Origin of the sequence: Streptomyces marincola, from assembly GCF_020410765.1 — a bacterium.
GTDB lineage: Bacteria > Actinomycetota > Actinomycetes > Streptomycetales > Streptomycetaceae > Streptomyces > Streptomyces marincola.
Window position 1 is genome coordinate 4,230,913 of the sequence record NZ_CP084541.1, and the last position, 22,135, is coordinate 4,253,047.

Sequence of the window (22,135 nt, forward strand, 5' to 3'; positions counted from 1 at the left end):
ACGCCGGACTCGTGGTGTCGTCCGCGCCGGCTCGGGCTCGTGACCGCGCCGGCGGCAGGCCTTGGCCGGCGATGGATGTTCTTTGACGCTCGGCCCGGCTCACGGCTCTTCGGTGGTGTCCTCGCGCCCGGCCTCGGCGTCGTGCGCGCGAAGTGAGCCCGCGTGGGCCTTGGCCGTAGGGTCGCGGCGGGTCTTGGCCAGGCTCGCCACGGTGACCACGACCAGGATCACGATGATCACCACCAGGCTCGCCAGCGTCGGGATCTCCGGGACCCGTTCGTCCAGGTCCACGTGGGCCCAGTGCAGAAGCAGCTTCGCGCCGATGAACATCAGGATGAGCGCCAGCCCGGTCGAGAGGTACACCAGCCGGTCGAGCAAGCCCTTCACCAGGAAGAACAGTGCGCGCAGCCCGAGCAGGGCGAACGCGTTCGCGGTGAACACGATGTAGGGCTCCTGGGTGATCCCGAAGATCGCCGGGATCGAGTCCACGGCGAACAGCAGGTCGACGGTGCCGATCGCGATCAGCACGATGAGCATCGGCGTGACCACACGGCGGCCGTCGACCCGGGTGAAGATCCTGCCACCGACGAACCCGTCGGTGACCGGCAGGACCCGCCGGGCCAGACGCACCACGGAGTTGTCCTCGATCGCGGGGTCCTCGTTGCGGTGCCGGAACAACTGGATCGCCGTGTAGATCAACAGCAGGCCGAACACGAGGAACATGAAGGAGAACAGTGCCAACAGCGCGGCTCCGAGTGCGATGAACACCGCCCGCATGGCCAGGGCGAGCACGATGCCGAACGTCAGCACCTTGTGCTGATGCTCGACCGGTACCGCGAAGGTGGTGATGATGATGACGAAGACGAAGAGGTTGTCGACGGACAGGCTCTTCTCCACCAGGTAGCCGACGAAGTACTCGGTGCCGAGCTCACCGCCGTGAGCCAGGGTGAACCACACGCCGAAGATCAGGGCCACCGCGATGTAGAAGACCGACCACGCGGTCGCCTCCCGGAACCCGACGCGGTGCGGTTTCAGCGCGGCGATGGTCAGGTCTGCGGCGAGCAGGGCCACGATGACGGCGATCGTGACGATCCACGTGGTAAGGCCGATGTCGAGCACGTCAGTCCTTTCGTGCTGGGGTCTGGTCTGCGCCGGTGGGCCCTGCCGACGGTCGCGTCGGTGATGTCGGACCGCGGGGTTCGATCACGGATTGCACCCGTCGCAGAACGTGGGGTCGGTGCTGACCCGACCGTCGTCTCTGGGGTGGCTGCTGCGATGAGGACACCGCTGGCATCCGTGGATGACGGCGAGGGTCTGTGATGTGGGCTCAGAGCAACTGTCGCACGGAAGGCCGGGTTCTCGGTCGACCTGGCCGTATCCGGGGGTGCCGCAGGCGGGGCACAGCGTGGCGAGGCGGTCGGTGAGCCGGTCGGCGAGCAGGCCGATCTCGCGCATGCGCGTGGGATTGAGGTGGGCGCGCATGTCGGTCTCCAGCCGGGCCAGGCCGTCCGCCGACCGTAGGGCGCACTCGTTGATCGCGGCGGCCAGTTCGGCGCGGGTCCGGATGCCTTTGCTGATAGGGCCGGGGTCCTGCGGATCGATTGGGGTGTGGGGGCGCACGATCATCGCGTGGGGGCCGAAACCGGTTCGGCCCAAGAACGCCTCGGTGGTCTCATCGAGGCGTCGGGCGGTGGTGTGGGCGAAGTTCGTGAGGCCCAGGCGGCGCTCCACGATGCACAGGTCCCGGGTGGTGTCGAGGAAGGCGAGGATCTCGTCGCCGGCACTGAGCATCGGAGCCATGGGATGCGGACCGAAGGAGCCTTCGCTGGCCACGGCGAGCCCGAGGCCGGTCGACCGTAGACCGAGGCGTGCCTTGCGCACGGCGGTCACGGACGGCGATGCCGCGCGTGGGACCTCACCGGTGAAAGTGCCCAGCTCGTCGGTGTCGACGTCGTCGGCGAGGACCAGGCGCAGACCCGGGATGCGGGCCAAGGCCGGGCCCAGGACCCTCTCCTTGGCGTGTCTGGTGGCCAGTGCGACGCGTGCGTCCGCGTAGGGGTGGGCGGTGGTGGTCACAGGGCCTCGTCAGGGCCGTTGCGGGTGCCGATGAGCACGGCCAGGAGTTCTCCGATGGCGGTGTCGCGGTCCATCGGATGGCGCAGCGGCAACTCGGGGTGCATCCGGTACCGGTTGCGGCGCCCTTCGCGCTCTCGTTCCAGGTACCCGGCTTCGACGAGGTCCGCCACGATGCGCTGTGCGGCCCGTTCGGTGATGCCGACCTGCTCGGCGACATCCCGCAACCGGGCCTGGGGATCCCGCACCACGCACAGCAGTACGTGGGCGTGGTTGGTGAGAAACGTCCACTCCTGCATATCCACCATGGCACCCCGTGGCAGGTGACTGATAGCACGATTTTCATTACGCGCTATTGATGTCGTACGATCCATGTCGTGTATACTAACACGCGTTATCAGTGACGTGCTTGGGAGGTGAGTGTCATGGGTGGCATCGAGATGGCGCGTGTGCCGACCGTTGGTCAGCCGACGGCCGACGAGGCTTCGCGGGGTCGGATGCACCGGTGGTCCCCGTCACCGGACGCGACGATCAACACCGGCTCGCCGGGCTCCATCGGTGCCCCCGGAGCGGGACGGGGACGGCCGCTCCGCCGCGTGACCCGCGGTGAGTCGGCACGGGTGCGGATCAGTGGTTTCCACGGACGTGCCCTGCCCGCACATCCCTCGGAAACCATCGCCGCCGACGTCACCGCGACCCCGGTCTCGGGTCGCGCCGCGAAGGGCGCTGAGACGGAAGGTGCGGCCGCGTGACGGGGATGATGCTGGTGGCCTTGGCGGCCCTTCCCGCCGTCGCGGCGATGACCGGATCGATCCGGAGCCTGCGACCCCTGGCACCCGCGCTGGGCGCGGGCGCGGCACTGTCGACGACCGCACTGGCCGGGGCTCTGGCCGTGACGGTGGCCCTCGGCGGACCGGTGGCGATGGTGTTGGCCGCTCCGGACGGGCACGTCTGGACCGGGTTGGCGGCCGACCGCCTCGAGGCGATCGTGCTGTTGTTGGTGTGCGCGATCAGCGCGGTGGTCCAGGTGTTCGCCCTGCGCTACCTGCGCGGCGACCCGGCCGCGGCCGGGTTCGCCATCACGGCCGGGGCGCTGACCGCCGCGACCGCGGTGATGGTGGCCGCGGTCACGATGGTCACCCTGGCGGTGGCGTGGTCGCTGACCGGTGTCGCCCTGTGGCGACTCGTGGGGATGTACCGACCCGCCCCTTCGGCCATCGACGCCTCCCGCCGTACCGCACGTGTGGTCATCATCGGAGACGTCGCATTGTGGTCCGGGGTGGTTCTCGCGGTCGCCGCCTGGGGCGATCTCGACTTGCGCGACCAGAACGGCGTAGCCTTCGGCGGCGCGGTGGGCACGGCGGTGGCCTGCTCGCTGGTGATCGCCGCAGCCGCACGGTGTGCGCAGTTGCCTTGGCACCGGTGGCTGTCGGCGACTTTGGCGGCGCCGACCCCGGTCTCGGCGCTGCTGCACGCCGGCGTGGTCAACGCGGGCGGAGTGCTCCTGGTGAAGCTGTCGCCGATCTTCGGTGCAGCCCCGGCGGCGACACACCTGGCGTTCGCCATCGGCGCCGTCAGCGCTGTGGCCGCCACGGCGATCATGCTGACCCGCCCCGACGTCAAGGGCTCGCTGGTGCACTCCACGATCGGGCAGATGGGGTTCATGCTCATGACCTGCGCGCTCGGCCTCTACGCGGCGGCGGTGGTGCACCTGGTGGCGCACGGACTGTTCAAAGCCACCTTGTTCCTGGGCTCGGGGTCGGCGGTGCAGCGCCACACCCACCGCATCCTGGCTCCGCCCGCGCCCCGGTCGACCCCCGCGCGTTCGGCGCAGGTGGCCGTCCTCGCCGGAGCCGTCGCGGTTGCGGCCGTGGCCGTCGCGATCTGGTGGCTGCCTCCGCACGCCGGAGGCTCGGCGCTACTGATCTTCGCCGCGGCCACCGCCGCACGGCTGGCGTGGGGATGGCTGCGGCGCCACCCGACCGTGGGGGCGCTGGCCACCGTGGTGGTCGTGCTGCCGGGTGCGGTGATCGGCTACCTGGGCGTGGTGGCCGTGGTTACGGAGTTCCTGGCCCCGAGCGTGCCCGTTGCCGCCACCGCCGCAGTTCCGGCCTGGTTGCCGGCGATCGTGGTGGCGGTGCCGGTGATCGGAGCGCTGTTGGTCCACCGGGCATCCGCACTCGGTCTCGGCCGCTGGCGCGACCGCCTCTACGTGTTGGCGTTGTCCGCCGGACAGCAGCGCACGCACACCACTCCGGGTCTCCCGTCACGTGCGGTGCCCGCACCGCACCCACGGCCGGTGCCCCTACCTGAGGGAGCCGGGGCGTGATCGCCGGCCCCTCGACGGGACCGCCGGACGGCGTCCGGCGCTCTGACCGGAGCCACCCGGGCCTCCCGGAAGCGCGGACCCAGGGCTTCACGCGGTCGCGCGTTCCGCCACCGTCATCACAGCAGGAGGAGTCGCAACCCATGACCATCGGACCCATCACCAAGGCCGCTCCCGAGACCGCCACCTCGGCGGCCGCCGTGCGTGCCGTGATCGCCGATGCCGCCGCGTTCTTGGCGCCGACCTGGCCGCTCGCCGACTTCATCGCGGTCAACCCACTGTCCGGCCTGGTGGACCGCCCGTTCGCGGACGCGGCCATCACCGCCGCGGACCTGCTCGGAGCGCGGGTCACCCCGGACGAGAGCTGGCTGCGGGCGGCCTGGCGGCACGGGCGGATCACCGACGACGACGTGCGTGCCGCGCTGATCCGCCGCCACCCCGAGGTGCTGCGATGCCGACCGCTCACCCTCGGCGGCCGGCCCTACGACCCGGTCGAACTCCTGTCGGCCGATCTGCACCAGGGCATCACCAACCCCCCGCCGATCCGCCAGGCACGCACAGCGACTGAAGCGCTGGCCCCGGACATGGCCGCCCTCCTCGACACCCACACGATCCAGTGGTGCTCGGCCTATTTGGACGAGGGCCAGTCCACCTGGCGGATGCCCGGCCGCGACCGAGGCTTCTACCACGCGTGGCGGGCTCTGGCCGCACACGACACGACCCTGCCGCGGCGCGTGCGTACACGTCTTCGGGACCTGCCCGAACGGGCCGAGCAGGCCGTTGCGGAGGCTCTGGCCGCCCTCGGTGTCCCGGACGACCAGCGCACCCGCTATCTCCAGGCCCATCTGGCATGCCTTCCCGGATTCGCCGCCCACATCCGCTGGCGGGGCGAACTGCAGGGCAGTGGTATCGACCTGGTCGCCTACCTCGCCCTGCGGTTGACCACCGAAGCCGCCGCGCTCACCGAGACCCATACCCACGGTACGGCGTGGAACTCGGCCTCCGCCGACCTGCTCGACACCGGGCAGGCCACCACCGAACCCGACGATCGGGCCCGCCACCTTCTGGCGGCCCTGGAGATCACCGACACCGACGCGGCACAGCGCACCGAATTGGCGCGGTTCCTCGACCGACTCCCGGTGGAGCAACGAGCCCTCGTCTGGCTGGACGCCTACGAAGACCACTACCGGAGCCGACTGCTGCGCACCCTGAGCCGCTCGGTGCCCGAGTGGACCGACGCCCCTCCGCGGGCACAGGTGGTGTGCTGCATCGATCCCCGTTCCGAGGGACTGCGCCGCCACCTGGAAGCGCTCGGTGACTACCAGACCCTGGGCTTCGCCGGATTCTTCGCCGTCGCCATGCGCTACCGCGACCTCGCCGGAGGAACCGCTCGTGCCCAGTGCCCGGGCCCGATCACGCCCCGGCACACCGTCACCGAACGCCCCAGCGAGGGTCGACGGCGCGCGGCCGAACGGTCGCTGACCGGCCGCCGGGTACTGGCCGCGGCCGACCACTCCCTGCACGCCGCCAAGGACGACCTGGTGGCGCCGTTCGTGCTCGCCGAATCGGCCGGTTGGCTCCTGGGCCCGTTGGCCGCGGCCAAGACCTTCGCTCCCGGTGCCGTCGGCGCCGCCCGCGCGTGGTGGACCCGCCGTATCACCCCCGACCCTGCGACCGAGATCTCCCTCGAGGACGCCTTCACCTCCGAGGAGCGCACCGCGACCGCCGAAGGCATTCTCACGTTGATGGGTTTGACCCAGGGGTTCGCACGCCTCGTCGTATTCTGTGGGCACCGTGCCCACACCGACAACAACCCCTACCAGGCCGCGCTGGACTGCGGTGCATGCGGGGGGCACCCCGGCGGTCCCAACGCCCGCGCCGCCGCCGCCCTGCTCAACGATCCGCAGGTTCGCCGACATCTCGCCGAACGCGGCATCGGCATTCCCGACGACACCCGGTTCGTTCCGGCCGAACACGACACCACCACCGACACCGTGCGCCTGTTGGACACCCACCTCCTGCCCGACACCCACCGCCGGGACGTCGACCGGCTCACCGCCGATCTTCGCACGGCCGGCGCACACCTGGCCGCCGAGCGCTGCGCCACCCTACCGGGCGCACCTTCCCGGCCCCGCCCACGGCACGCGGCGCGCCACACCCGCACACGCGCCCGTGACTGGGCCCAGGTCTTCCCCGAATGGGGTCTGGCCGACAACGCGGCCTTCCTCATCGCACCCCGCGCCCTCACCCGGGGCATCGACCTGCACGGCCGTCTGTTCCTCCACGACTACGACCCCGACCTCGACCCGGCCGGCACCGTCCTGGAGACCATACTCACGGCGCCGCTCGTCGTCGCGCACTGGATCAACAGCCAGTACTACTTCGCCGCCACCGACCCCCAGGCCTTCGGCGCCGGCAGCAAGGCCCTCCACAATGTCGTCGGCGGTGGCCTCGGTGTCATGACCGGTCACACCGGCGACCTTCGGTCCGGCCTGCCCTGGCAGTCCCTCACCGACGGCCACCACACCAGGCACGAACCGCAACGCCTGCTCGCCATCGTGCAGGCACCCTTGCAGCGGTTGGACACCCTCATTGCGCGTCACACCGTGCTGCGCCACATGTTCGACCACGACTGGGTCGGTCTCGCCGCACGCGAGCGCCCCGATGAACCCTGGCTCCGTTACACCTCCACCGGTTGGCGGCCCTGGCTTCCGGCCACGGTCACCCCCGAGGGCAGCTGTCCGTCCGCACCGCTGAGCACATGACGACCGGGCACGTGCAGCGCCACTTCACTCCAGGAAAGGGAAGTACCCGATGAACATGCTCCTGTTGGTTCGAAGCGTGGACGACGTCAGGTCCGCGGTCGAGAACGTGAGCGACTATCTGGTCAACCATCGACGGCAGTTCGGGGATGAACCGGGATCGAACCGGCTGCTCGGACTGTGGATCCGCCCCGAGCTCGAAGCCGGGCTGCCCGTCCTGCTCCCTGGCGCCGCTGACGTCACCCCCACTCAACCGCCCTCTGAAGCGGTGGGGATCGAGAGGTCGTTCTCGCTGGCGGGCATCTGGACCCTGTGCTGGACGGACGGGCCCGCCCTGCGGGAAACACAGGACCCGTTCGAGCTGCGCAACCGGATCCTCGATGCCCTGGTGGCGGACGCAGCGCCCGAACCGGCCGTTCCGGAGGCGTTCGTTCCCGTATTCGCCGAGGACGATGCCGTGGAGACGAGCATGGCGGCGCTACAGGCCCGGTATCCGCGGCTGATCACCGAGCACTGGTACGTCGATGACCGAGAACGAGGAATCGTCGGGCCGCTGAAGACCACGGAAGGGTGATCGCCTTTCCGTGCACCGCATCACCCAGCGCATCAGGGCAGGCGACCGGGGTGCCCGTCCCGGTCATCGATCACGAGTCGAGGAGATTCCCGATGGAGTTGTCAAGCCGGAGCGGTGACACGCCGTGAGGCCCTCAGGCCACCGCGGCCAGCTTCACAGGTCCTTGACCTTCAGTCCACGTCCCGCTGGCCTGAGGGAACGTCACCGCCTAGAGAAACGCCCCCTAGCTGGCCCTTGAGTTCTAGTGGTCGTTGCAACACCCCATCTCTGAAGGGGTGCGATGGACGACGAGATCCGCAAAGAACGCCGGATACCGCAGGGGCGCAAGAAGCTCGTCCGTGAGCGGGAGGAATACTTCCGGCTCACGGACCAGGGCTACAGCAGCAGAGAGGCCTGCCGGATCGTCGGCATCAACCGGCGTACCGGCAAGGTCTGGCGCAACGGTCGCAGAGCGCACAAGAGCCTGGAGAGGCCCGTGGCACCCCTCAGGGGCCCCGGGGCCTCTCCGGGCTCTTCGCGTTTCCTGAGCCAGCAGGAGCGGACGCAGATCGCCGACATGTTGCGTCTGCGGTCCTCGATCCGCTCGATCGCCGCCGAGCTGGACCGGGCCTCGTCCACGATCAGCCGCGAGGTCCGCCGCAACCGCTCCTACTACGCCTCCATCAAGAAACACCGGTACGGCCCCTACGCCGCCCAGGTCCGCACGGACGAGCGCAGGAAGCGACCCAAGACCCGCAAGCTCGACGCCAACTCGCGGCTGCGCGAGTATGTCCAACAGCGCCTGGATCAGCGCTGGAGCCCCGAGCAGATCGTTCACCTGCTCCGCCGGGACTTCCCCGACGACCAGGAGATGCGCGTGGGCCACGAGACGATCTACCAGGCCCTCTACGTCCAGGGCCGCGGCCAGCTGCGCCGCGACCTGGCCAAGCTGCTGCGCACCGGACGCACCATGCGCCGGCCCCGCCGCTCCGCTTGCACCCGCCAGCCCCGCATGTCCAAGAACATGGTGATGATCAGCGAGCGCCCGGCCGAGGCCGCCGACCGGGCGGTGCCCGGCCACGGCGAACAGCACACCCAGCACCGCGCCGACAGCGGCCAGTTGCAACGCGGCGCGGACCGCCGCCCACAGCAGATCCCGGCTCAGGGCCAGACGCTGGGCATGGGCCAGTGCCAGGGCCAGCGCGACGAAGACGGTGCACAGCGCGACCACGCCCCATGACGGTGCCGCGGTCATGGTCCCTCCATCAGGTAGTCCAGGCTCTGGGGTGGCCCGTGTGCGGCCAGGCGGCCGTGGTCGAGGACGAGTACGGCGTCGGCGGCGCGGATCCAGGAGCGGCCGTGGGTGGCGGCGAGCACACTGGTTCCGGCAGCCGTGAGGGTGCGGGCCACCTCGGGCACGACCCGGGCGGCGGCCCCGTCCAGCGCGCTGGTGGGTTCGTCCAACAGCAGCACCTCGGGCTGCAGGGCCAGGGCACGCGCCAGGCACAGGCGCTGGGCCTGGCCTCCGGACAGGCCCGCGGTGGGGCGGTGGAGAAGACCGGTCGGCAGGCCGAGGCGACCCAGAAGATCGGCGGCAGCCGCCTGGCCGAGGTCGGGGCGCCCGACGCGCAGTTCGGCGGCGACGCTGTCGGTGAGCAGTACCGGGTGCTGGGCGACCAGCACCACACGGCGGCGCGGGGCGAGCACGTCGGTCTCGGCCAGCGGGCGGCCGTGGAAGGCGAGGTGCCCGCGGGTGGGCTCCGCCAGACGGTTGAGCAGGCGCAGCAGTGTGGTCTTCCCGGCGCCGCTGGGGCCGGTGACGATGGTCAGGCGCCCCTGGCCGACCTCGGCGTCGATCCCGTCGAGGAGGGGAGCCCCCTGCTGGTCGAATCCGACACCGGTCATGGAGAACACCACGCCCGCACACTCCCTGTTTCCTACACCCCACATACGGATAGTTATGAAACCATGGTTACATGTTCGGTGGAGGTACGGGGGAAGGAGTGGATGTGATCACGCACCACAGCAGGTCGAAGGCGGCCCTGGCGCTGGGGTTGGTGGTTGTGCTGAGTGCCTGCTCGGCGGGCCAGGCGGACCAGCAACAGCAGGACCAGCAATCGTCCGAGGCCCTGGTCGAGCCGGCCACCACACAGGCCCAGGACTGGGCGCAGGTGGCCGACGCGCTGGGACGGGAGGGACAGCTCTCCGATGACACGGTCTACCGGGTGGGCTTTCCCCGCTCCGACCTGGACGTGACCTCCCGGGGGGTGCAGATCGGAGCGGGGTTCGCCCTGGGCTCCTACGCGGCCTTCACCCGCTATGAGGACGGCACGACGATGATGATGGGCGATCTGGTGGTCACCGAGGAGGAGCTGCCCGGGGTCACCGACGCCCTGCAGGACAACGGCATCGACCAGACCGCGGTGCACCAGCACCTGCTCGACCACGAGCCCGCGGTGTGGTGGACCCACTTCCACGCCCACGGCCAGGACGCGGCCGCGCTCGCACAAGGGGTCGACGAGGCGTTGGAGGCCACCGCCACCCCGCGCGAGGCCCAGGACGGGCCGTCGCAGGAGCTGGATCTGGACACCGCGGCCGTGGATGAGGCGATGGGCACCCAGGGCCGCGCCCAGGGCGGGGTGTACAAGTTCTCCTTCGCCCGCACCGGCCAGGTCACCTCCGGTGACCACGTGCTGCCCTCAGGCATGGGGGTGGCCACGGTGATCAACTTCCAGCCCACCGGCGGGGGTAAGGCGGCGGTCAACGGCGACTTCGTCATGACCGCTGACGAGGTCCAGGGGGTGATCCAGGCGCTGCGGGAGGGCGGCATCGACATCGTCGCGCTGCACAACCACGCCCTCAACGACCAACCGCGTCTGTTCTACATGCACTTTTGGGCCAACGATGACGCGGCCACGCTCGCCAGGGCGTTGAGGAACGCGGTGGACCAGCACCAGGTCGAGCCCACCGGCTAGCGGCCACTTCCGATCGATCGAGGACCACACCAGGAGAGGAGTCCCTGCGTTGCGACCGCAAAACGCGCTGGACTGGGTTGCTTTCGTGTTGCTGTTGATCGGCGCGTTCGCCTGGGGGGCGTTCGTCACCGACGTCAACGTGCTGGACCGCCTGCTCGAACCCATCGCCGACCCACTCGACGACACGGTGTTCATCCTCATCGCCGCAGCCGGACTGTACTGGATCGCCCGCGTGATCGGTGTGGGCAGACGGGCCCGGCAATGAACGCTGAGCCCGCCGCGCAGGGGCCGGGCGAGTGGGTGCTGTTGAGCTACCGGATCCCGCGCGAGCCCTCCACCCCCCGCATCAGCGTGTGGCGCAAACTCAAACAGCTCGGCCCCGCCCAGATCAGCGACGGCCTGGTCGCGCTGCCGGCCGATGCGCGCACCCGCGAACACCTGGACTGGATCGCCGAGGAGGTCGTGGAGGCCGGAGGGACGGCCACCGTGTGGCTGGCCCGGCCCACCGCCCGGGCCCAGGAACATCACCTGGCCCAGACCATGGCCCAGGCCCGCGCGGCCGAATACCGCGCCGTGCGGGCCGAGGCCGCCCACGCCCGTAGCCTGCCCGAACCCGAACGCCTCCGGGCGATGCGCCGGCTGCGTACCCAACTGCGCCGCATCGCCCGCCGCGACTACTTCCCCCCGCCCGAGCGCCGCACCGCACGCGAGGCCGTCGAGGCCCTACATCCAGACCACACCGAACAGGAGAGCGCATGAAGTGGTCCACCCGCGCCGGTATCCACATCGACCGAGCCGCCTGCGCCTGGCTGATCCGCCGCCGCATCGACCCCGAGGCCGAGTTCGTGTTCGTCACCGACCCCGCCGACGTGCCCGAGCAGGCCACCGCCTTCGACATGCGCGGCGTCGAGTTGGGCCACCACGGCGGCGACTGCAGCTTCGAGACCATCCTGCGCCGCTACGACCTCACCGACGCGGCGCTGTGGAAGATCGCCGAGGTCGTCCACGAGGCCGACCTGGACGACGAACGCTACGACGCCCCCGAGGCCCCCGGCTTGGACGTGGTCCTGCGCGGTTTGTCGATGACCGGTAGCGACGAGCGCACCCTGGCCGTCACCGGTCCCCTCTTCGATGGCCTGTACGAGTACTACCGGCGCCAGAGCCTCCTGGGACGGGAACCCGCATGAGCACCGACCCCCACCACCCCACCACCGAATCCGACGACGCCCCCGGCGGCGCCGGGGAAGCGCGGAGAGACGCCGCGCCCGTGGGCGACCTGGTCCCCTTCCGCACGGCCCTGCGCGTGTGGTTCCTGGTCTCCCTGCAGACCTTCGGCGGCCCGGCCGGGCAGATCGCCGTCATGCAGCGCACCCTGGTCGAGGAGCGGCGCTGGATCGGCCAGCAGCGCTTCAACCACGCCCTCAACTACTGCATGCTGCTGCCCGGCCCCGAAGCCCAACAGCTCGCGATCTACCTCGGCTGGCTGCTCAACGGCACCCGCGGCGGCATCGCGGCCGGCACCCTGTTCGTGCTGCCCGGCATCCTGGCCCTGGGCGCCCTGTCGGCGATCTACGTCGCCTTCGGCGACACCACCGCCGTCACCGCCACCTTCGCCGGACTCGCCCCGGCCGTGCTGGCCATCGTCGCCCAAGCCGTCCTACGGGTGGCCAAACGATCACTCACCCACCCGGCCCTGATCACCCTGGCCGTGGCCGCCTTCGCCGCACTCGCCCTGTTCGCCGTGCCCTTCCCACTGGTGATCGCCCTGGCCGCCCTGGTCGGCTGGCTGCTCTCACGCCGCGACCCCGACTTCGCCCGCCCCGCCCGCGTGGGCGACGCCGCTGACGGGCCCGCGCCCCTGATCTCCGACGAGGCCCTGCACCACGACCGGCCCACCGCGAGCCGTTTCACCAGGATCCTGGCCATCGGGTTGGGGCTGTGGGCGGCGCCGGTAGCCGTAGTGGCCCTGCTGTTGGGATCCGAGAGCATCTTCACCACCCAGGGCCTGTTCTTCTCCCTCACCGCGGTGGTGACCTTCGGCGGCGCCTACGCGGTGCTGTCCTTCATCGCCCAGCAGGCCGTGCAGACCTTCGGGTGGTTGGCGCCGGGAGAGATGGTGCGCGGCCTGGCCCTGGCCGAGACCACCCCGGGCCCGCTGATCATGGTCGTGCAGTTCGTGGCGTTCCTGGCCGCCTACCGCGACCCCGGCACCCTGGACCCCTGGGCCGCCGCGACCCTGGGGGCGCTGTTGACCACGTGGGTGACCTTCGTGCCCTGCTTCCTGTTCATCCTGCTGGGCGCCCCCTACGTCGAACGCCTGCGCCACAACACCGCGATCTCGGCGGCGCTGACCGGTATCACCGCCGCCGTGGTCGGCGTCATCGCCAACCTCGCCCTGTACTTCGCCCTCAACACCTTGTTCACCACCACAGGCACCTGGGACTGGGGCCCCCTGCACATCACCGTGCCCGAGGTCGCCTCGGTGAGCCCGGTCGCGGTGGTCATCACCCTCATCGCGCTCATGCTGACCTTCGCCCTGCGCTGGCCGATCCTGCGGGTGCTGGGCGTATGCGCCGCCCTGGGCCTGGCCAGCACCCTGCTGCCGCTGTGAACCGGGCCAGACGGACTCCACCGACGGCTGCGCGTGCACCGGCAGAGACGTCCTGGCACGTGGAAGTCAGCGCACTGACCTGAAATCCCGGAGGCGCGACGAACCGCAAAGACATGTGAGCATGACGGCACGCACTTCCAGCCCTGATGCTGCATCGCTGACACCGACAAGCCGTGTGACAGAGAATCAAATATTTTCTGTCACACGGATCCGGGTGTGCCCCGCGCGGCCTGCGTCGAGGTGTTCGCCGGCCGCAGGTGACTCCGTAACATTCTCTGTCACACCAGCCGGGAGGTGTTGTGACCGTCCACCCCCTGCCCCGCCCCGGCGCCCTCACCCTCGCCCAGGCGAGCGCCGAGTTCCTGGACCGGTTCCGCGGCCAGCCGCACACCCGCCGCGCCTACGCCCAGACCCTTGTTGCCCTGGAGCAGGCGGCCGTGTGCGGACCCTCCGCGCCGGTCGAGGTTGCCTTCACCCCCGACGCGGCGGCCGCCGCCCTGGCCCGCTGGGAGAGCGCGGCCCCGGCCACGTGGAACAAGCACCTGGCCGCCCTGCGCTCCTTCGCCTCCTACTGCGCGCGCCGGGAGTGGCTCACCACCGACCCCACCCATCTGTTGGAGCGGCGCAAGGAGCCCCGCCGCGGTGACAAGTCCGTCCCCGCCGCCCGGCTGGAAGCCCTGTTCACCGACCCGGACGTGAGGCTGCGCGAGAAGGTGCTGTGGCGGATGCTGTACGAGACCGCGGCCCGCGCTGAGGAGATCCTCACCCTGGACGTGGGTGACCTGGACATGGCCATGCGCCGGGCCCGGGTTCGCTCCAAGGGCGGTGCGATCGAGTACGTGCACTGGGCCACCCCCACCGCCCGCCTGCTGCCCCGGCTGTTGAACGGGCGCACCACAGGCCCGGTGTTCTGCTCCAACCGCCGCTCCCCGACCGCCGGCGCCCGAGCCCGCGCCCTGGCCGACGTCGACCCCACCACCGGCCGGGGACGGCTGTCCTACCCGCGCGCGGAGTACCTGTTCAAGCAGGCCTCGAAGAAGTACGACCCGCACGGGCAGGGGTGGACGCTGCACCAACTGCGCCACTCCGCCCTCAAGCACCTGGCCGCCGAAGGCCGCAGCGCCCCCGAACTCCAGGCCAAATCACGCCACGCCCACCTGGCCACCCTGGGCAAGTACGTGCGCCTGGGCGAGGAGACCGCTGCCCGGATCACCGCCGAACACGACCCGTACAACCGGCGCGCTCCACGCCGCTGAACAGCGATCAACGTCGTGCCCTTCTCACCGTCGTCGACGGCCAGCCGGACGGCGTGCCGGTGGAGGAGCCTCACCAGGGGACATAAGCTCTGTTGCCGCTTCGTCACGTATTCCGGTCGCCCCCCCGGAAGCGGCCACAGGACGCCGGGCTCGGCGCCACCACCCGCCGCCGTGTGCCGGGATTGCGCCGCGAGGAGTTGGCGCTGCTCGCCGGGGTGAGCACGGCGTACTACACCCGTCTGGAACAGGGGCAGTGCCTGACGGCATCGCCGGGCGTCCTCGACGCCCTGGCCCGCGCGCTCGACCTGAACGACGCCGAACGCGCCCATCTGCACGACCTGGCCCGTCCGGCCCGCGGCCCCGCCCGGACGTTCCGCGGCGAAACGGCCCATCCGCGGATACGGCAACTGCTCGCGGCGGTCGGGAGCGCACCCGCCCTGGTGCTGGGGCGGCGGCACGACGTCCTGGCCTGGAACAGCCTCGGGCACGCGCTGCTGGCCGGCCACCTGGACGCGGAGAGCCCCAGAACGACGGCGCGCCGCCCCTGCCTGCCGAGGATGCTGTTCCTCGACCGGCACACCCGGGAGCTGTACGCGGACTGGCCCGACGAGGTCCGCAAGTGCGTGGCCTATCTCAGGCTGGTGGCCGGCCGCCACCGCGGCGACCGCGCCCTCGCCGCGCTCATCGGGGAACTCGCGATGCGGAGCCAGGAGTTCGCCGAGCAGTGGAGCCGCCGCCAGGTCCGCGACTGCACCTTCGGCACGAAACACTTCCACCACCCCCTCGTCGGCACCCTCAGCCTTGAGTACGAGATGCTCCGGCTGCCCGACCGGCCCGACCAGCAACTCGCGCTCTACAGCGCCGCCCCCGGCTCCCCGGCCCAGGCAGCGCTGCGACTGCTGACCGACCTGGTGCACGAGGAGGGCCGTTCCCGGGCGTCGAATCGGTCGGCAGTGGAGGGCGGCGGGGCCCGGTGAGGTGGTCGCCGCGCACATCGGCCGGTGCTCCGGTGCTCCGGGCGCGGGCGGAAAGGGATGGTGGATCACCGGCCCGAGCGTTACGCTGCACGTGATGGCGACTCACTCTCTCAGCAGATTGGGGGACCCGTCCGCGCAAGGTGAGTGCTGATGCCCACTCCCATCGCGAACGAGGATCCTCGCCTCTCCCTCTGGCTGCGCGTGCGCGAGTTCGCCGTGCCGCCCCCCATGATCGAGACCGCGACCGCCCGCCGCCGTGCCGGTGACTGGGCCGGGGCGTGCGCCGCCGCGGGTTTCGATGTCGACCTGAACCTTCGGGCGGCGGCCCGTGCGCATGGCCGGGAGCTGACCGCCCGCGTCCGGGCCGATCTCCGCCGGCTGGCTCCCGACCTGTTGCGCTGGCACATGCCGAGAATCGCGCCCGACGGACTCCTGCGCCCGGGCCTGACCCTCACGCTGGCCAGGTACGACACCGGCGGGGACGGCCCGGGCCCTGTGCACCTGGTGGCCAGGACCCCGCCCGCCTGGGCCGCGGCCGGCCAGCGGATCAGCCTGGCCCTGTGGGACGGCTCCCGTGCCGGGACCGGCGGGCCCGTCCATCCGCGGCCACGCCCGCACCCGCGGTACCGCCTCGACCTGCACCGCCACCTGTGGGACGCGCACCGGGCCGGTGAGCTGCGGGTCCGCTCCGGCGCCGACCGGCCGCCCGGCCCCGGGGCCACCGAGCCGGAGCACGAACTGCTGCGGCAGGCGCCGAGCGGCCGTCGGTGCGCTGTGGACCGCTGGCCGGCCGAGGCGGACATCCTGCTCCGTGCAGAGGGGCGCCCGGTGGGTGGCGTCACCGTGCGGCTCGGCGCTCGGCACCGGCTGCTCATCCAACTCGCCACGCGGAACGGCGCCGGGCCTCCCGAACCGCGGCTCGCCGCCGCGCCGCCCGGCCGCGGGGCGTCCGCGCTGCCGGTGCTGCCCGACGCGGCGACCTGGGCCCTGCCCGACCTGGAGCTGATGCGCGCCGGGCTGATCGAAGCCGGCCGACTGCATCCGCTGGTCGCCGGGGCCCTGGCACCCGGTGACGGGCCGTCCGCCGCCCCGGGGCCGCGGGGCGCGCGCGGGCCGTACCTGGTCGAGTGCCGCGGAGCGCGGCACCGGATCGGTCCGGTCGACGGCGTGCTCTCCGCGTGGGACCACGACCCCGACGAGATCCGGCGCGAGGGGCTGCTCGCAGCCCTGACCGGTACTCCGCTGCCCTGCCTGCGGGAGATCGACCGGGCGTACCGGGAGCCCGACGCGCTCACCGGAGTGCGCGCCCGCCTCGACCACGGCGACACGGCGGGCGCGCTGGCCGTTGTCGAGGAACTGCTCGGGCCCGGGGCCGGGTTGCCCGGCGGCCCACTGCGGGAGGAACTGGAGGCCGCCGCGCGGGGGCGTGTCGCCCACGGCCTGTTCCGGGCGGGCCTGGCCGGGCCCGGCGGTCCGCCCGTCCACCCGCGCGACCGCCGTTCCCCCGACCGCCGCGCGCACCCGCGGCACGCCACCACCCGCTGACCCGGGCCCGCCCGGGCGCTTCCCCGCCGCGCACCCCGCGGCCCACCACGAACCGACAGGTGATCACCCATGCCTCTCGCCACCCCGCACGCCGCCGCGCCGCCCCGTTCCGGCGCCTCACAACTGGGCATCGCCGACGAACTGCTGGCGCTGCTGCGCGACACCACCACGGAATCGCGCCCCGACACCCAACTGGAGGCGCTGACCCTGGCCGTCGCCGCCGACCTGCCGGTGCTCCTGTGGGGCGAGCCCGGCATCGGCAAGACCGCGGCCCTCACCCAGCTCGCCGCCGCGCTCGACCTCCCGCTGACCACCGTGATCGCGAGCGTGCACGAACCGTCCGACTTCGCCGGCCTGCCGATCGTCGGGGACGACCCCGCGGAACGCGGCGTCCCGATGGCCCCGCCGGACTGGGCGGTGCGGCTGGCGCGGGCCGGCCGGGGACTGCTGTTCCTGGACGAACTGTCCACCGCCGCGCCGGCGGTCCAGGCGGCCCTGCTCCGCCTCGTGCTCGAACGGCGCGTCGGCGCCCTGCGCCTGCCGCCCGGCGTCCGGATCGTCGCCGCCGCCAACCCGCGTTCCTCGGCCGCCGACGGCTGGGAGCTGAGCCCGCCCCTGGCCAACCGGTTCGTCCACCTCCAGTGGACCCACGACCACGAGGTCGTGGTGCGCGGTCTCGGCGGCACCTGGCCCCGCGCCACGCTGCCCAGGCTGGACGCGCGACGGCTGCCGGAGGCCGTGGACTTCGCGCGCCGGGCGGTGTGCGGACTCCTCGCCGCCCGGCCCGGCCTCACCCACCGGCTGCCCACCGGGGAGGCGAACCGGGGCGGCGCCTGGCCGTCGCCCCGCAGCTGGGAGATGACCCTGCGCCTGATCGCGTTCGCGACCGCGGCCGACTCCTCCAGGGAGGTGCTGTCGCTGCTGGTGCGGGGGGCGGTCGGGGACGGCCCAGGTCTCGAACTCCTGGCGAGTCTCGACCGCCTCGACCTTCCCGACCCCGAGGACCTGCTCGCCGACCCGGCGGGCGCCTCGCTCCCGGAGCGGGGCGACCTGCGCCAGGCGGCGCTCGACGCCGTGGTCGCGGCCGTGCGGGCGCGGCCGGACGAGTCCCGGTGGGACGCCGCCTGGTCGCTGCTGGCGAACGCGGTCGAGACGGGCGCCCCCGACCTGGTGGTCGTGCCCGCCACCACCCTCGCCACCCTGCGGCGCGAGGGCTGGGAGGTCCCGGCGGCGATCGAACGGCTCGCCGGAGCGGTCTCCCTGTCCCGGCGGGCGGACATCGCCGCGACCCGCTCGGCCGCCGGAGGGGGCGGCCGTTGAGCGCCGGACAGCCGGGGGCGTTGGACCGCGGCAAGCTGTTCGCCGCCCGGCTCCACGCGGTCAGGGCCCGGCCCTACCTGGCGTCCGCGCTGTTCGCCCTGCACGTCGTGGAGTCGCACCGGGTCCCGACGATGGCCGTCGACCGGCACTGGCGGGTCTACGCCTCCCCGGCGTTCGTCGACCGGACTCCCGTGGAGGAGCTGGCCGGGGTGTGGGTGCACGAGGTGTCGCACCTGCTGCGCGACCACCACGGGCGCGGCGACCGGTTCGCCAGGGAACACGGGCTCACCGGCCCGGGGGAGCGGCTGCGCATGAACATCGCCGCGGACTGCGAGATCAACGACGACGCGTTCGGCGACGGGCTGGCCCGGCCCGAGGGCGCTGTCACGCCGGCCGCGCTCGGTCTGCGCGGGGGCGAGCTGATGGAGGACTACCTGCGGCAGTTCCGTCTCGGGGCGCGCACCCAGGAGTTCGCCTGGCTCGAGTGCGGCAGCGGCGCCGACGGCAGGGAGCGGGAGTGGGACCTCGGTCCCGACGGCGCGCACGGACTGAGCGACCAGGAACGGGACGCCGTCCGGTTCCGTGTCGCTCAGGGCATCGTCGGCAACCCGGGTGACGCGCCCGCGGGGTGGCGGCGGTGGGCGGAGGAGGCGTTCCATCCTCCGCAACCCTGGCGGGAGTTGCTGGGGGCCGCCGTGCGTTCGGCGGCCTCGGGGTCCGGGGCGGGCGGGGACTACAGCTACGGCCGGCCCGCGCGGCGCTCGGCCGGAGTGCCCGGTGCCGTGCTGCCGAGCCTGCGGCGCAGACCGCCCCGCGTCGCCGTGGTCATCGACACCTCCGGGTCGGTCAGCGACGCGGAACTGGGCAGCGCGCTCCGCGAGGTCGCCGCCATCGCCCGCGCCGTGGGCGGGCGCCGGGACCTGGTCACCGTGCTGTCCTGCGACGCGGCGGTCCACCGCGTCGACCCGCTGTGCCGGGCCGAGGGGATCGCGTTGGCCGGGGGCGGCGGCACGGATCTGCGCGCGGGCTTCACGAAGGCGCTGCGGGTCAGGCCGGGGCCCGACGTCATCGTCGCCCTGACCGACGGGCAGACGCCCTGGCCGGACAGCCGGCCGCCGTGCCGGACGGTCGTCGGGCTGTTCGACCGCCGCACCGCACACCGACCGGACCACTACCGGCCCTTCGCGGCACCGTCCTGGGCGCGGGTGGTGACGATCGGCTAGCCGACCCGCGCGGTGGCGTCCCGGTGCGGTCGGGCGGGGTGAGTGGCGCACACCACCAGCGGCCGGCCCTTCACCAGGGCCACGGCGACATCCTCGATGTTCGTCTCGGACGGATGCACGCCGCTCGTGATCAACCGGGCGTCAGTCATGCGGGGCATGTCAACGAGCGGCCATGACACGGCCGTTGGGATTGTCCCGCCAGGCGGATCTCGGGTGCCTCGCTCCCGGGCCTCGGGCGCCGGGGCCCGTCAGACGAGCTGGAAGAAGAGCGTGTCCTGGGTGTACCAGTCGAGGTTCTTCGTGGCGTACTCCCACTCCTTGTGCTGGAACTCCAGCTTCTCGGCCAACTCCCGCACGTCGTACCGGAAGTCGGAAGGTATCCGGTCGAGAACGGCGCGGTACGCGTCGGCAGCCGCCTTGGTCCTGGCCAGCGGCAGGTGGCCGATGGCCGGGTAGCCGTCCATCGAGAACGGGATGGAGGGAAAGCCGTCGGGAAGTCCGCCGTAGAGGTAGCCGTGGGGCAGGAGGTCGGCGGGCACCCCGAGGCGACGCATCTCGTCGTCCACCTTTCCGAAGAACGTCGAGGGCTTCGAGTAGGTGCCCAGCTGGGCCGGGTCGGACGCGTTGTGGTCGATGATGTGCTGCATGGCGGAGTGGTAGGCGTTGCCCGCGTACTCCGCCTGCGAGGCGGTGTGTCCGGCGACGAGGTGTTCGAGAGCGTCGGGAATGGACAGGCCCCAGTCGACGCCCTGGCGATCGAGGTCGGCCTGATCGGCCCGGGCGGCCTGGCGCATCATCTCGAAGCGGCTCCGCTGGTCCGCCGTCAGGTCGCCCCTGCTCCCCAGGTAGGCCAGGACGTCGGCCTTGTCAGCGGTGGAGTAAGTGATGTTGTGGCTCATGATCGCCATCATGCCGAGTGGCACTGACACGCGGTTCGGCGCGTGAGGTCGCCGATGTCGGGGCGCGGCCCGGTGCGCGGGGAAGCACCAAGGGCGTTACCGGGAACGGCCACCGGCCGTGCGGTCGCCCACCGCGCGACGGGCCCGCGCGTCCACGAGGAGTGCGCGGCGTGCAGGCGTGCGATGCCCGGGTGGGCGCGCTGGCTGTCGCGGACGTCGAGCCGCTGCCGGACGACTCCGGCCTCGCTTTCGCCTTCGTGTGCGAACTCGACGAGGCGGCATTGCCCTTGGAGCTGGCGGAAGGCTTCGAACGCGGCGTGGCCGACGTGCTGTACGGCGCCGACCGACTTCCGTCGTTCGGCTTCCTGGTCCGGCTGCGCGAGGCCGCGTGGCACGAGGTGGACTCCAGCCCGGTGGGCTTCGAGGCGGCGGGGCGGCGCGCGGCCGTCGAGGCGCTGCGCTGCCTGGCCGAGGGCGGTGAGCCCCGGCCGTCCGTGTGGCCGGTACGGCCCGCCGCCGGGCGGCGGGGACGCCCCGGCTGATCCGGACGGCGGAACGCGGCGCGGGCCCGCCGGCCGCACCAACGAACGGGGGACTCATGGCGAAGGCGCGCTGCCCCGCCCGTTCCTCGTCAACGAGCGGGGAACGCGGCCCGCCGGCGTCGCCCCGCGCGCGGTGTCAGTCCTCCAGCGTCGACGGCGGCGTGCCGAGCGCGGCCAGCTCAGGCCAGAACGCGTCGGGGACCGCGGTGTCCCGCAGCCGCGACAACTGCGCCAGCCGCTCGGGGCGGCCGACGCCCACGACCGTCGAGGCGATCCCGGGGTGGCGCAGCGAGTACCGCAGTGCCACGGCTTCGAGCGGCAGGCTCCACCGCCGGCACAGCTCGCGGGCGCGCGCCACCCACGCGAGGAGTTCCGGCGCGGCCCGGACGTAGGCGTACGAGTCGCCCGAGCCGGCGAGGATGCCACCGCCGAAGGGCGCGGCGTTGAAGACGCCGATGCCCCGCTCGGCCGCCAGGTCGATCAGCTCCTCCGCCCTGCGGTCGACGAGCGTGTAGCGGTTGTGGGTGAGCAGGACGTCGAACGCGCCGCTGAGGGCGTACCTGCGCATCAGGGAGACGGGCCCCGCGGCGATGCCGATCGCCTCGGCCAGCCCCTGGTCGCGCAGCTCGGTCAGCCCCTGCACGGCCCCGCCGGGCGCGAACGCCTCCTCGACCTCGATGGTGTACGGGTCGTGCAGGTGCAGCAGCGGCAGGCGTTCGACGCCCAGGCGCGTGACGCTCTCCTCGAACGACCGCCAGACGCGGTCCCGGTCCAGCGCCCCCGTCGCCGGGTCGGCGTCGACCTTGGTGACGATCGTCTTGCCGGCCGGCAGCCCGTCGCGGCGGAGCGCGGTGCCGAGAACGGTCTCGCTGCGGCCCCCCGCGTAGGCGTTCGAGGTGTCGATCACGGCGAACGGCCCCGCGAAGATGGCCCGGGCCAGCGCGTCGGCCGCCGGGTTCGGGCTCCCGTCGGGGAGCGGCGGGTCGCCGAGGAAGGAGGTGCCGATGCTGACCGCGGTCGCGCGCAGCGAGGTCCCGGGCACGATCCGTTCGTCCGTCAACTCGTCCATGGTT

Annotated in this window: 21 protein-coding genes and 2 pseudogenes; 15 read left to right on the top strand and 8 right to left on the bottom strand. The window is 72.3% G+C overall.

Translation table 11 applies throughout. The features are described 5' to 3' along the window. Positions 1–99: 99 nt before the first annotated feature. The 3 genes from LC193_RS18535 to LC193_RS18545 all read right to left on the bottom strand — a co-directional run bounded on the left by LC193_RS18535 (position 100) and on the right by LC193_RS18545 (position 2,381). Complete coding sequence (locus tag LC193_RS18535; RefSeq protein WP_061081147.1) at positions 100–1,119, bottom strand: TerC family protein; 1,020 nt, start codon at positions 1,117–1,119, stop codon at positions 100–102. A gap of 84 nt (positions 1,120–1,203) precedes the next feature. After that, positions 1,204–2,076, bottom strand: coding sequence for a DUF6671 family protein (locus tag LC193_RS18540; protein WP_061081146.1), 873 nt, complete (start codon positions 2,074–2,076; stop codon positions 1,204–1,206). Next, positions 2,073–2,381 (bottom strand): winged helix-turn-helix domain-containing protein, encoded by a 309-nt coding sequence (locus LC193_RS18545; RefSeq protein ID WP_210751027.1) that lies wholly within the window; start codon positions 2,379–2,381, stop codon positions 2,073–2,075. Before LC193_RS18545 ends, LC193_RS18540 begins: the two co-directional genes overlap by 4 nt. A 449-nt stretch (positions 2,382–2,830) precedes the next feature. Here LC193_RS18545 and LC193_RS18550 point away from each other — a divergent pair, with 449 nt between their 5' ends. The 4 genes and pseudogenes from LC193_RS18550 to LC193_RS18565 all read left to right on the top strand — a co-directional run. Further along, positions 2,831–4,402: a proton-conducting transporter transmembrane domain-containing protein gene (locus LC193_RS18550; protein WP_061081145.1), complete on the top strand. Its 1,572-nt coding sequence runs from the start codon at positions 2,831–2,833 to the stop codon at positions 4,400–4,402. 206 nt (positions 4,403–4,608) lie between these two features. Next, entirely contained in the window at positions 4,609–7,164 is a 2,556-nt protein-coding gene (locus tag LC193_RS18555; protein ID WP_226075666.1) for a DUF2309 domain-containing protein, read from the top strand. 49 nt (positions 7,165–7,213) lie between these two features. Continuing rightward, entirely contained in the window at positions 7,214–7,735 is a 522-nt protein-coding gene (locus tag LC193_RS18560) for a hypothetical protein (protein WP_061081143.1), read from the top strand. A 280-nt stretch (positions 7,736–8,015) separates the two neighbouring features. Next, positions 8,016–8,801, top strand: a pseudogene (locus tag LC193_RS18565) (IS30 family transposase); the annotation flags it as partial. Positions 8,802–8,849: 48 nt separating this feature from the next. Here LC193_RS18565 and LC193_RS29210 read toward each other — a convergent pair. Both LC193_RS29210 and LC193_RS18575 read right to left on the bottom strand, forming a co-directional pair. Beyond that, positions 8,850–8,969, bottom strand: a pseudogene (locus LC193_RS29210) (hypothetical protein); the annotation flags it as partial. Further along, on the bottom strand, positions 8,966–9,619 hold the full coding sequence (locus tag LC193_RS18575) for an ABC transporter ATP-binding protein (protein ID WP_106247094.1): 654 nt from the start codon (positions 9,617–9,619) through the stop codon (positions 8,966–8,968). The pseudogene LC193_RS29210 and the gene LC193_RS18575, both read right to left, overlap by 4 nt. A gap of 104 nt (positions 9,620–9,723) precedes the next feature. Here LC193_RS18575 and LC193_RS18580 point away from each other — a divergent pair, with 104 nt between their 5' ends. The 10 genes from LC193_RS18580 to LC193_RS18625 all read left to right on the top strand — a co-directional run bounded on the left by LC193_RS18580 (position 9,724) and on the right by LC193_RS18625 (position 19,621). Next, positions 9,724–10,689 (top strand): DUF1259 domain-containing protein, encoded by a 966-nt coding sequence (locus LC193_RS18580; protein ID WP_061081141.1) that lies wholly within the window; start codon positions 9,724–9,726, stop codon positions 10,687–10,689. Between the two features lie 49 nt (positions 10,690–10,738). Continuing rightward, entirely contained in the window at positions 10,739–10,954 is a 216-nt protein-coding gene (locus LC193_RS18585) for a DUF378 domain-containing protein (protein ID WP_168443873.1), read from the top strand. Further along, entirely contained in the window at positions 10,951–11,448 is a 498-nt protein-coding gene (locus tag LC193_RS18590; RefSeq protein ID WP_061081139.1) for a Chromate resistance protein ChrB, read from the top strand. Before LC193_RS18585 ends, LC193_RS18590 begins: the two co-directional genes overlap by 4 nt. Next, a complete protein-coding gene (locus tag LC193_RS18595; RefSeq protein WP_061081138.1) occupies positions 11,445–11,876 on the top strand; it encodes a chromate resistance protein ChrB domain-containing protein in 432 nt (143 codons plus the stop codon). The genes LC193_RS18590 and LC193_RS18595 overlap by 4 nt, the downstream gene beginning before the upstream one ends. Next, positions 11,873–13,300, top strand: a complete 1,428-nt coding sequence (gene chrA / locus LC193_RS18600; RefSeq protein ID WP_061081137.1) for a chromate efflux transporter — start codon at positions 11,873–11,875, stop codon at positions 13,298–13,300. Before LC193_RS18595 ends, chrA begins: the two co-directional genes overlap by 4 nt. Positions 13,301–13,599: 299 nt before the next feature. Next, the gene (locus tag LC193_RS18605; RefSeq protein WP_082768409.1) at positions 13,600–14,556 is read left to right on the top strand and encodes a tyrosine-type recombinase/integrase; all 957 of its coding nucleotides are present in this window, start codon (positions 13,600–13,602) and stop codon (positions 14,554–14,556) included. 173 nt (positions 14,557–14,729) lie between these two features. After that, a complete protein-coding gene (locus LC193_RS18610) occupies positions 14,730–15,533 on the top strand; it encodes a helix-turn-helix transcriptional regulator (RefSeq protein WP_318842169.1) in 804 nt (267 codons plus the stop codon). A gap of 150 nt (positions 15,534–15,683) precedes the next feature. Then, the gene (locus LC193_RS18615) at positions 15,684–17,078 is read left to right on the top strand and encodes a hypothetical protein (RefSeq protein ID WP_226075669.1); all 1,395 of its coding nucleotides are present in this window, start codon (positions 15,684–15,686) and stop codon (positions 17,076–17,078) included. A gap of 69 nt (positions 17,079–17,147) precedes the next feature. Further along, complete coding sequence (locus LC193_RS18620; RefSeq protein ID WP_226075679.1) at positions 17,148–18,398, top strand: AAA family ATPase; 1,251 nt, start codon at positions 17,148–17,150, stop codon at positions 18,396–18,398. Next, entirely contained in the window at positions 18,395–19,621 is a 1,227-nt protein-coding gene (locus LC193_RS18625) for a vWA domain-containing protein (protein ID WP_226075681.1), read from the top strand. Before LC193_RS18620 ends, LC193_RS18625 begins: the two co-directional genes overlap by 4 nt. Here LC193_RS18625 and LC193_RS18630 read toward each other — a convergent pair. Together LC193_RS18630 and LC193_RS18635 are read right to left on the bottom strand one after the other, a co-directional pair. After that, a complete protein-coding gene (locus LC193_RS18630; RefSeq protein ID WP_226075684.1) occupies positions 19,618–19,770 on the bottom strand; it encodes a hypothetical protein in 153 nt (50 codons plus the stop codon). The genes LC193_RS18625 and LC193_RS18630 overlap by 4 nt on opposite strands. A gap of 99 nt (positions 19,771–19,869) precedes the next feature. Continuing rightward, positions 19,870–20,520 carry a DUF7691 family protein gene (locus LC193_RS18635; protein WP_226075687.1) on the bottom strand — a complete coding sequence of 217 codons (651 nt, stop codon included), beginning with the start codon at positions 20,518–20,520 and terminating at the stop codon, positions 19,870–19,872. 170 nt (positions 20,521–20,690) lie between these two features. Between LC193_RS18635 and LC193_RS18640 the strand changes: the two genes are divergently transcribed. Next, complete coding sequence (locus LC193_RS18640) at positions 20,691–21,062, top strand: hypothetical protein (RefSeq protein ID WP_226075690.1); 372 nt, start codon at positions 20,691–20,693, stop codon at positions 21,060–21,062. 136 nt (positions 21,063–21,198) lie between these two features. Here the strand turns inward: LC193_RS18640 and LC193_RS18645 are convergent, their stop codons facing one another. Further along, positions 21,199–22,131 carry an aldo/keto reductase gene (locus LC193_RS18645; RefSeq protein ID WP_226075693.1) on the bottom strand — a complete coding sequence of 311 codons (933 nt, stop codon included), beginning with the start codon at positions 22,129–22,131 and terminating at the stop codon, positions 21,199–21,201. Positions 22,132–22,135: the final 4 nt, after the last annotated feature.

Coding starts and splice junctions, on each gene's coding strand:
- LC193_RS18590 (WP_061081139.1), top strand. CDS start 10,951: ATGAACGCTGAGCCCGCCGCGCAGGGGCCGGGCGAGTGGGTGCTGTTG.
- LC193_RS18635 (WP_226075687.1), bottom strand. CDS start 20,520: ATGAGCCACAACATCACTTACTCCACCGCTGACAAGGCCGACGTCCTG.
- LC193_RS18550 (WP_061081145.1), top strand. CDS start 2,831: ATGATGCTGGTGGCCTTGGCGGCCCTTCCCGCCGTCGCGGCGATGACC.
- LC193_RS18620 (WP_226075679.1), top strand. CDS start 17,148: ATGCCTCTCGCCACCCCGCACGCCGCCGCGCCGCCCCGTTCCGGCGCC.
- LC193_RS18615 (WP_226075669.1), top strand. CDS start 15,684: ATGCCCACTCCCATCGCGAACGAGGATCCTCGCCTCTCCCTCTGGCTG.
- LC193_RS18545 (WP_210751027.1), bottom strand. CDS start 2,381: ATGGTGGATATGCAGGAGTGGACGTTTCTCACCAACCACGCCCACGTA.
- LC193_RS18630 (WP_226075684.1), bottom strand. CDS start 19,770: ATGACTGACGCCCGGTTGATCACGAGCGGCGTGCATCCGTCCGAGACG.
- LC193_RS18595 (WP_061081138.1), top strand. CDS start 11,445: ATGAAGTGGTCCACCCGCGCCGGTATCCACATCGACCGAGCCGCCTGC.
- LC193_RS18560 (WP_061081143.1), top strand. CDS start 7,214: ATGAACATGCTCCTGTTGGTTCGAAGCGTGGACGACGTCAGGTCCGCG.
- chrA (WP_061081137.1), top strand. CDS start 11,873: ATGAGCACCGACCCCCACCACCCCACCACCGAATCCGACGACGCCCCC.
- LC193_RS18575 (WP_106247094.1), bottom strand. CDS start 9,619: ATGACCGGTGTCGGATTCGACCAGCAGGGGGCTCCCCTCCTCGACGGG.
- LC193_RS18645 (WP_226075693.1), bottom strand. CDS start 22,131: ATGGACGAGTTGACGGACGAACGGATCGTGCCCGGGACCTCGCTGCGC.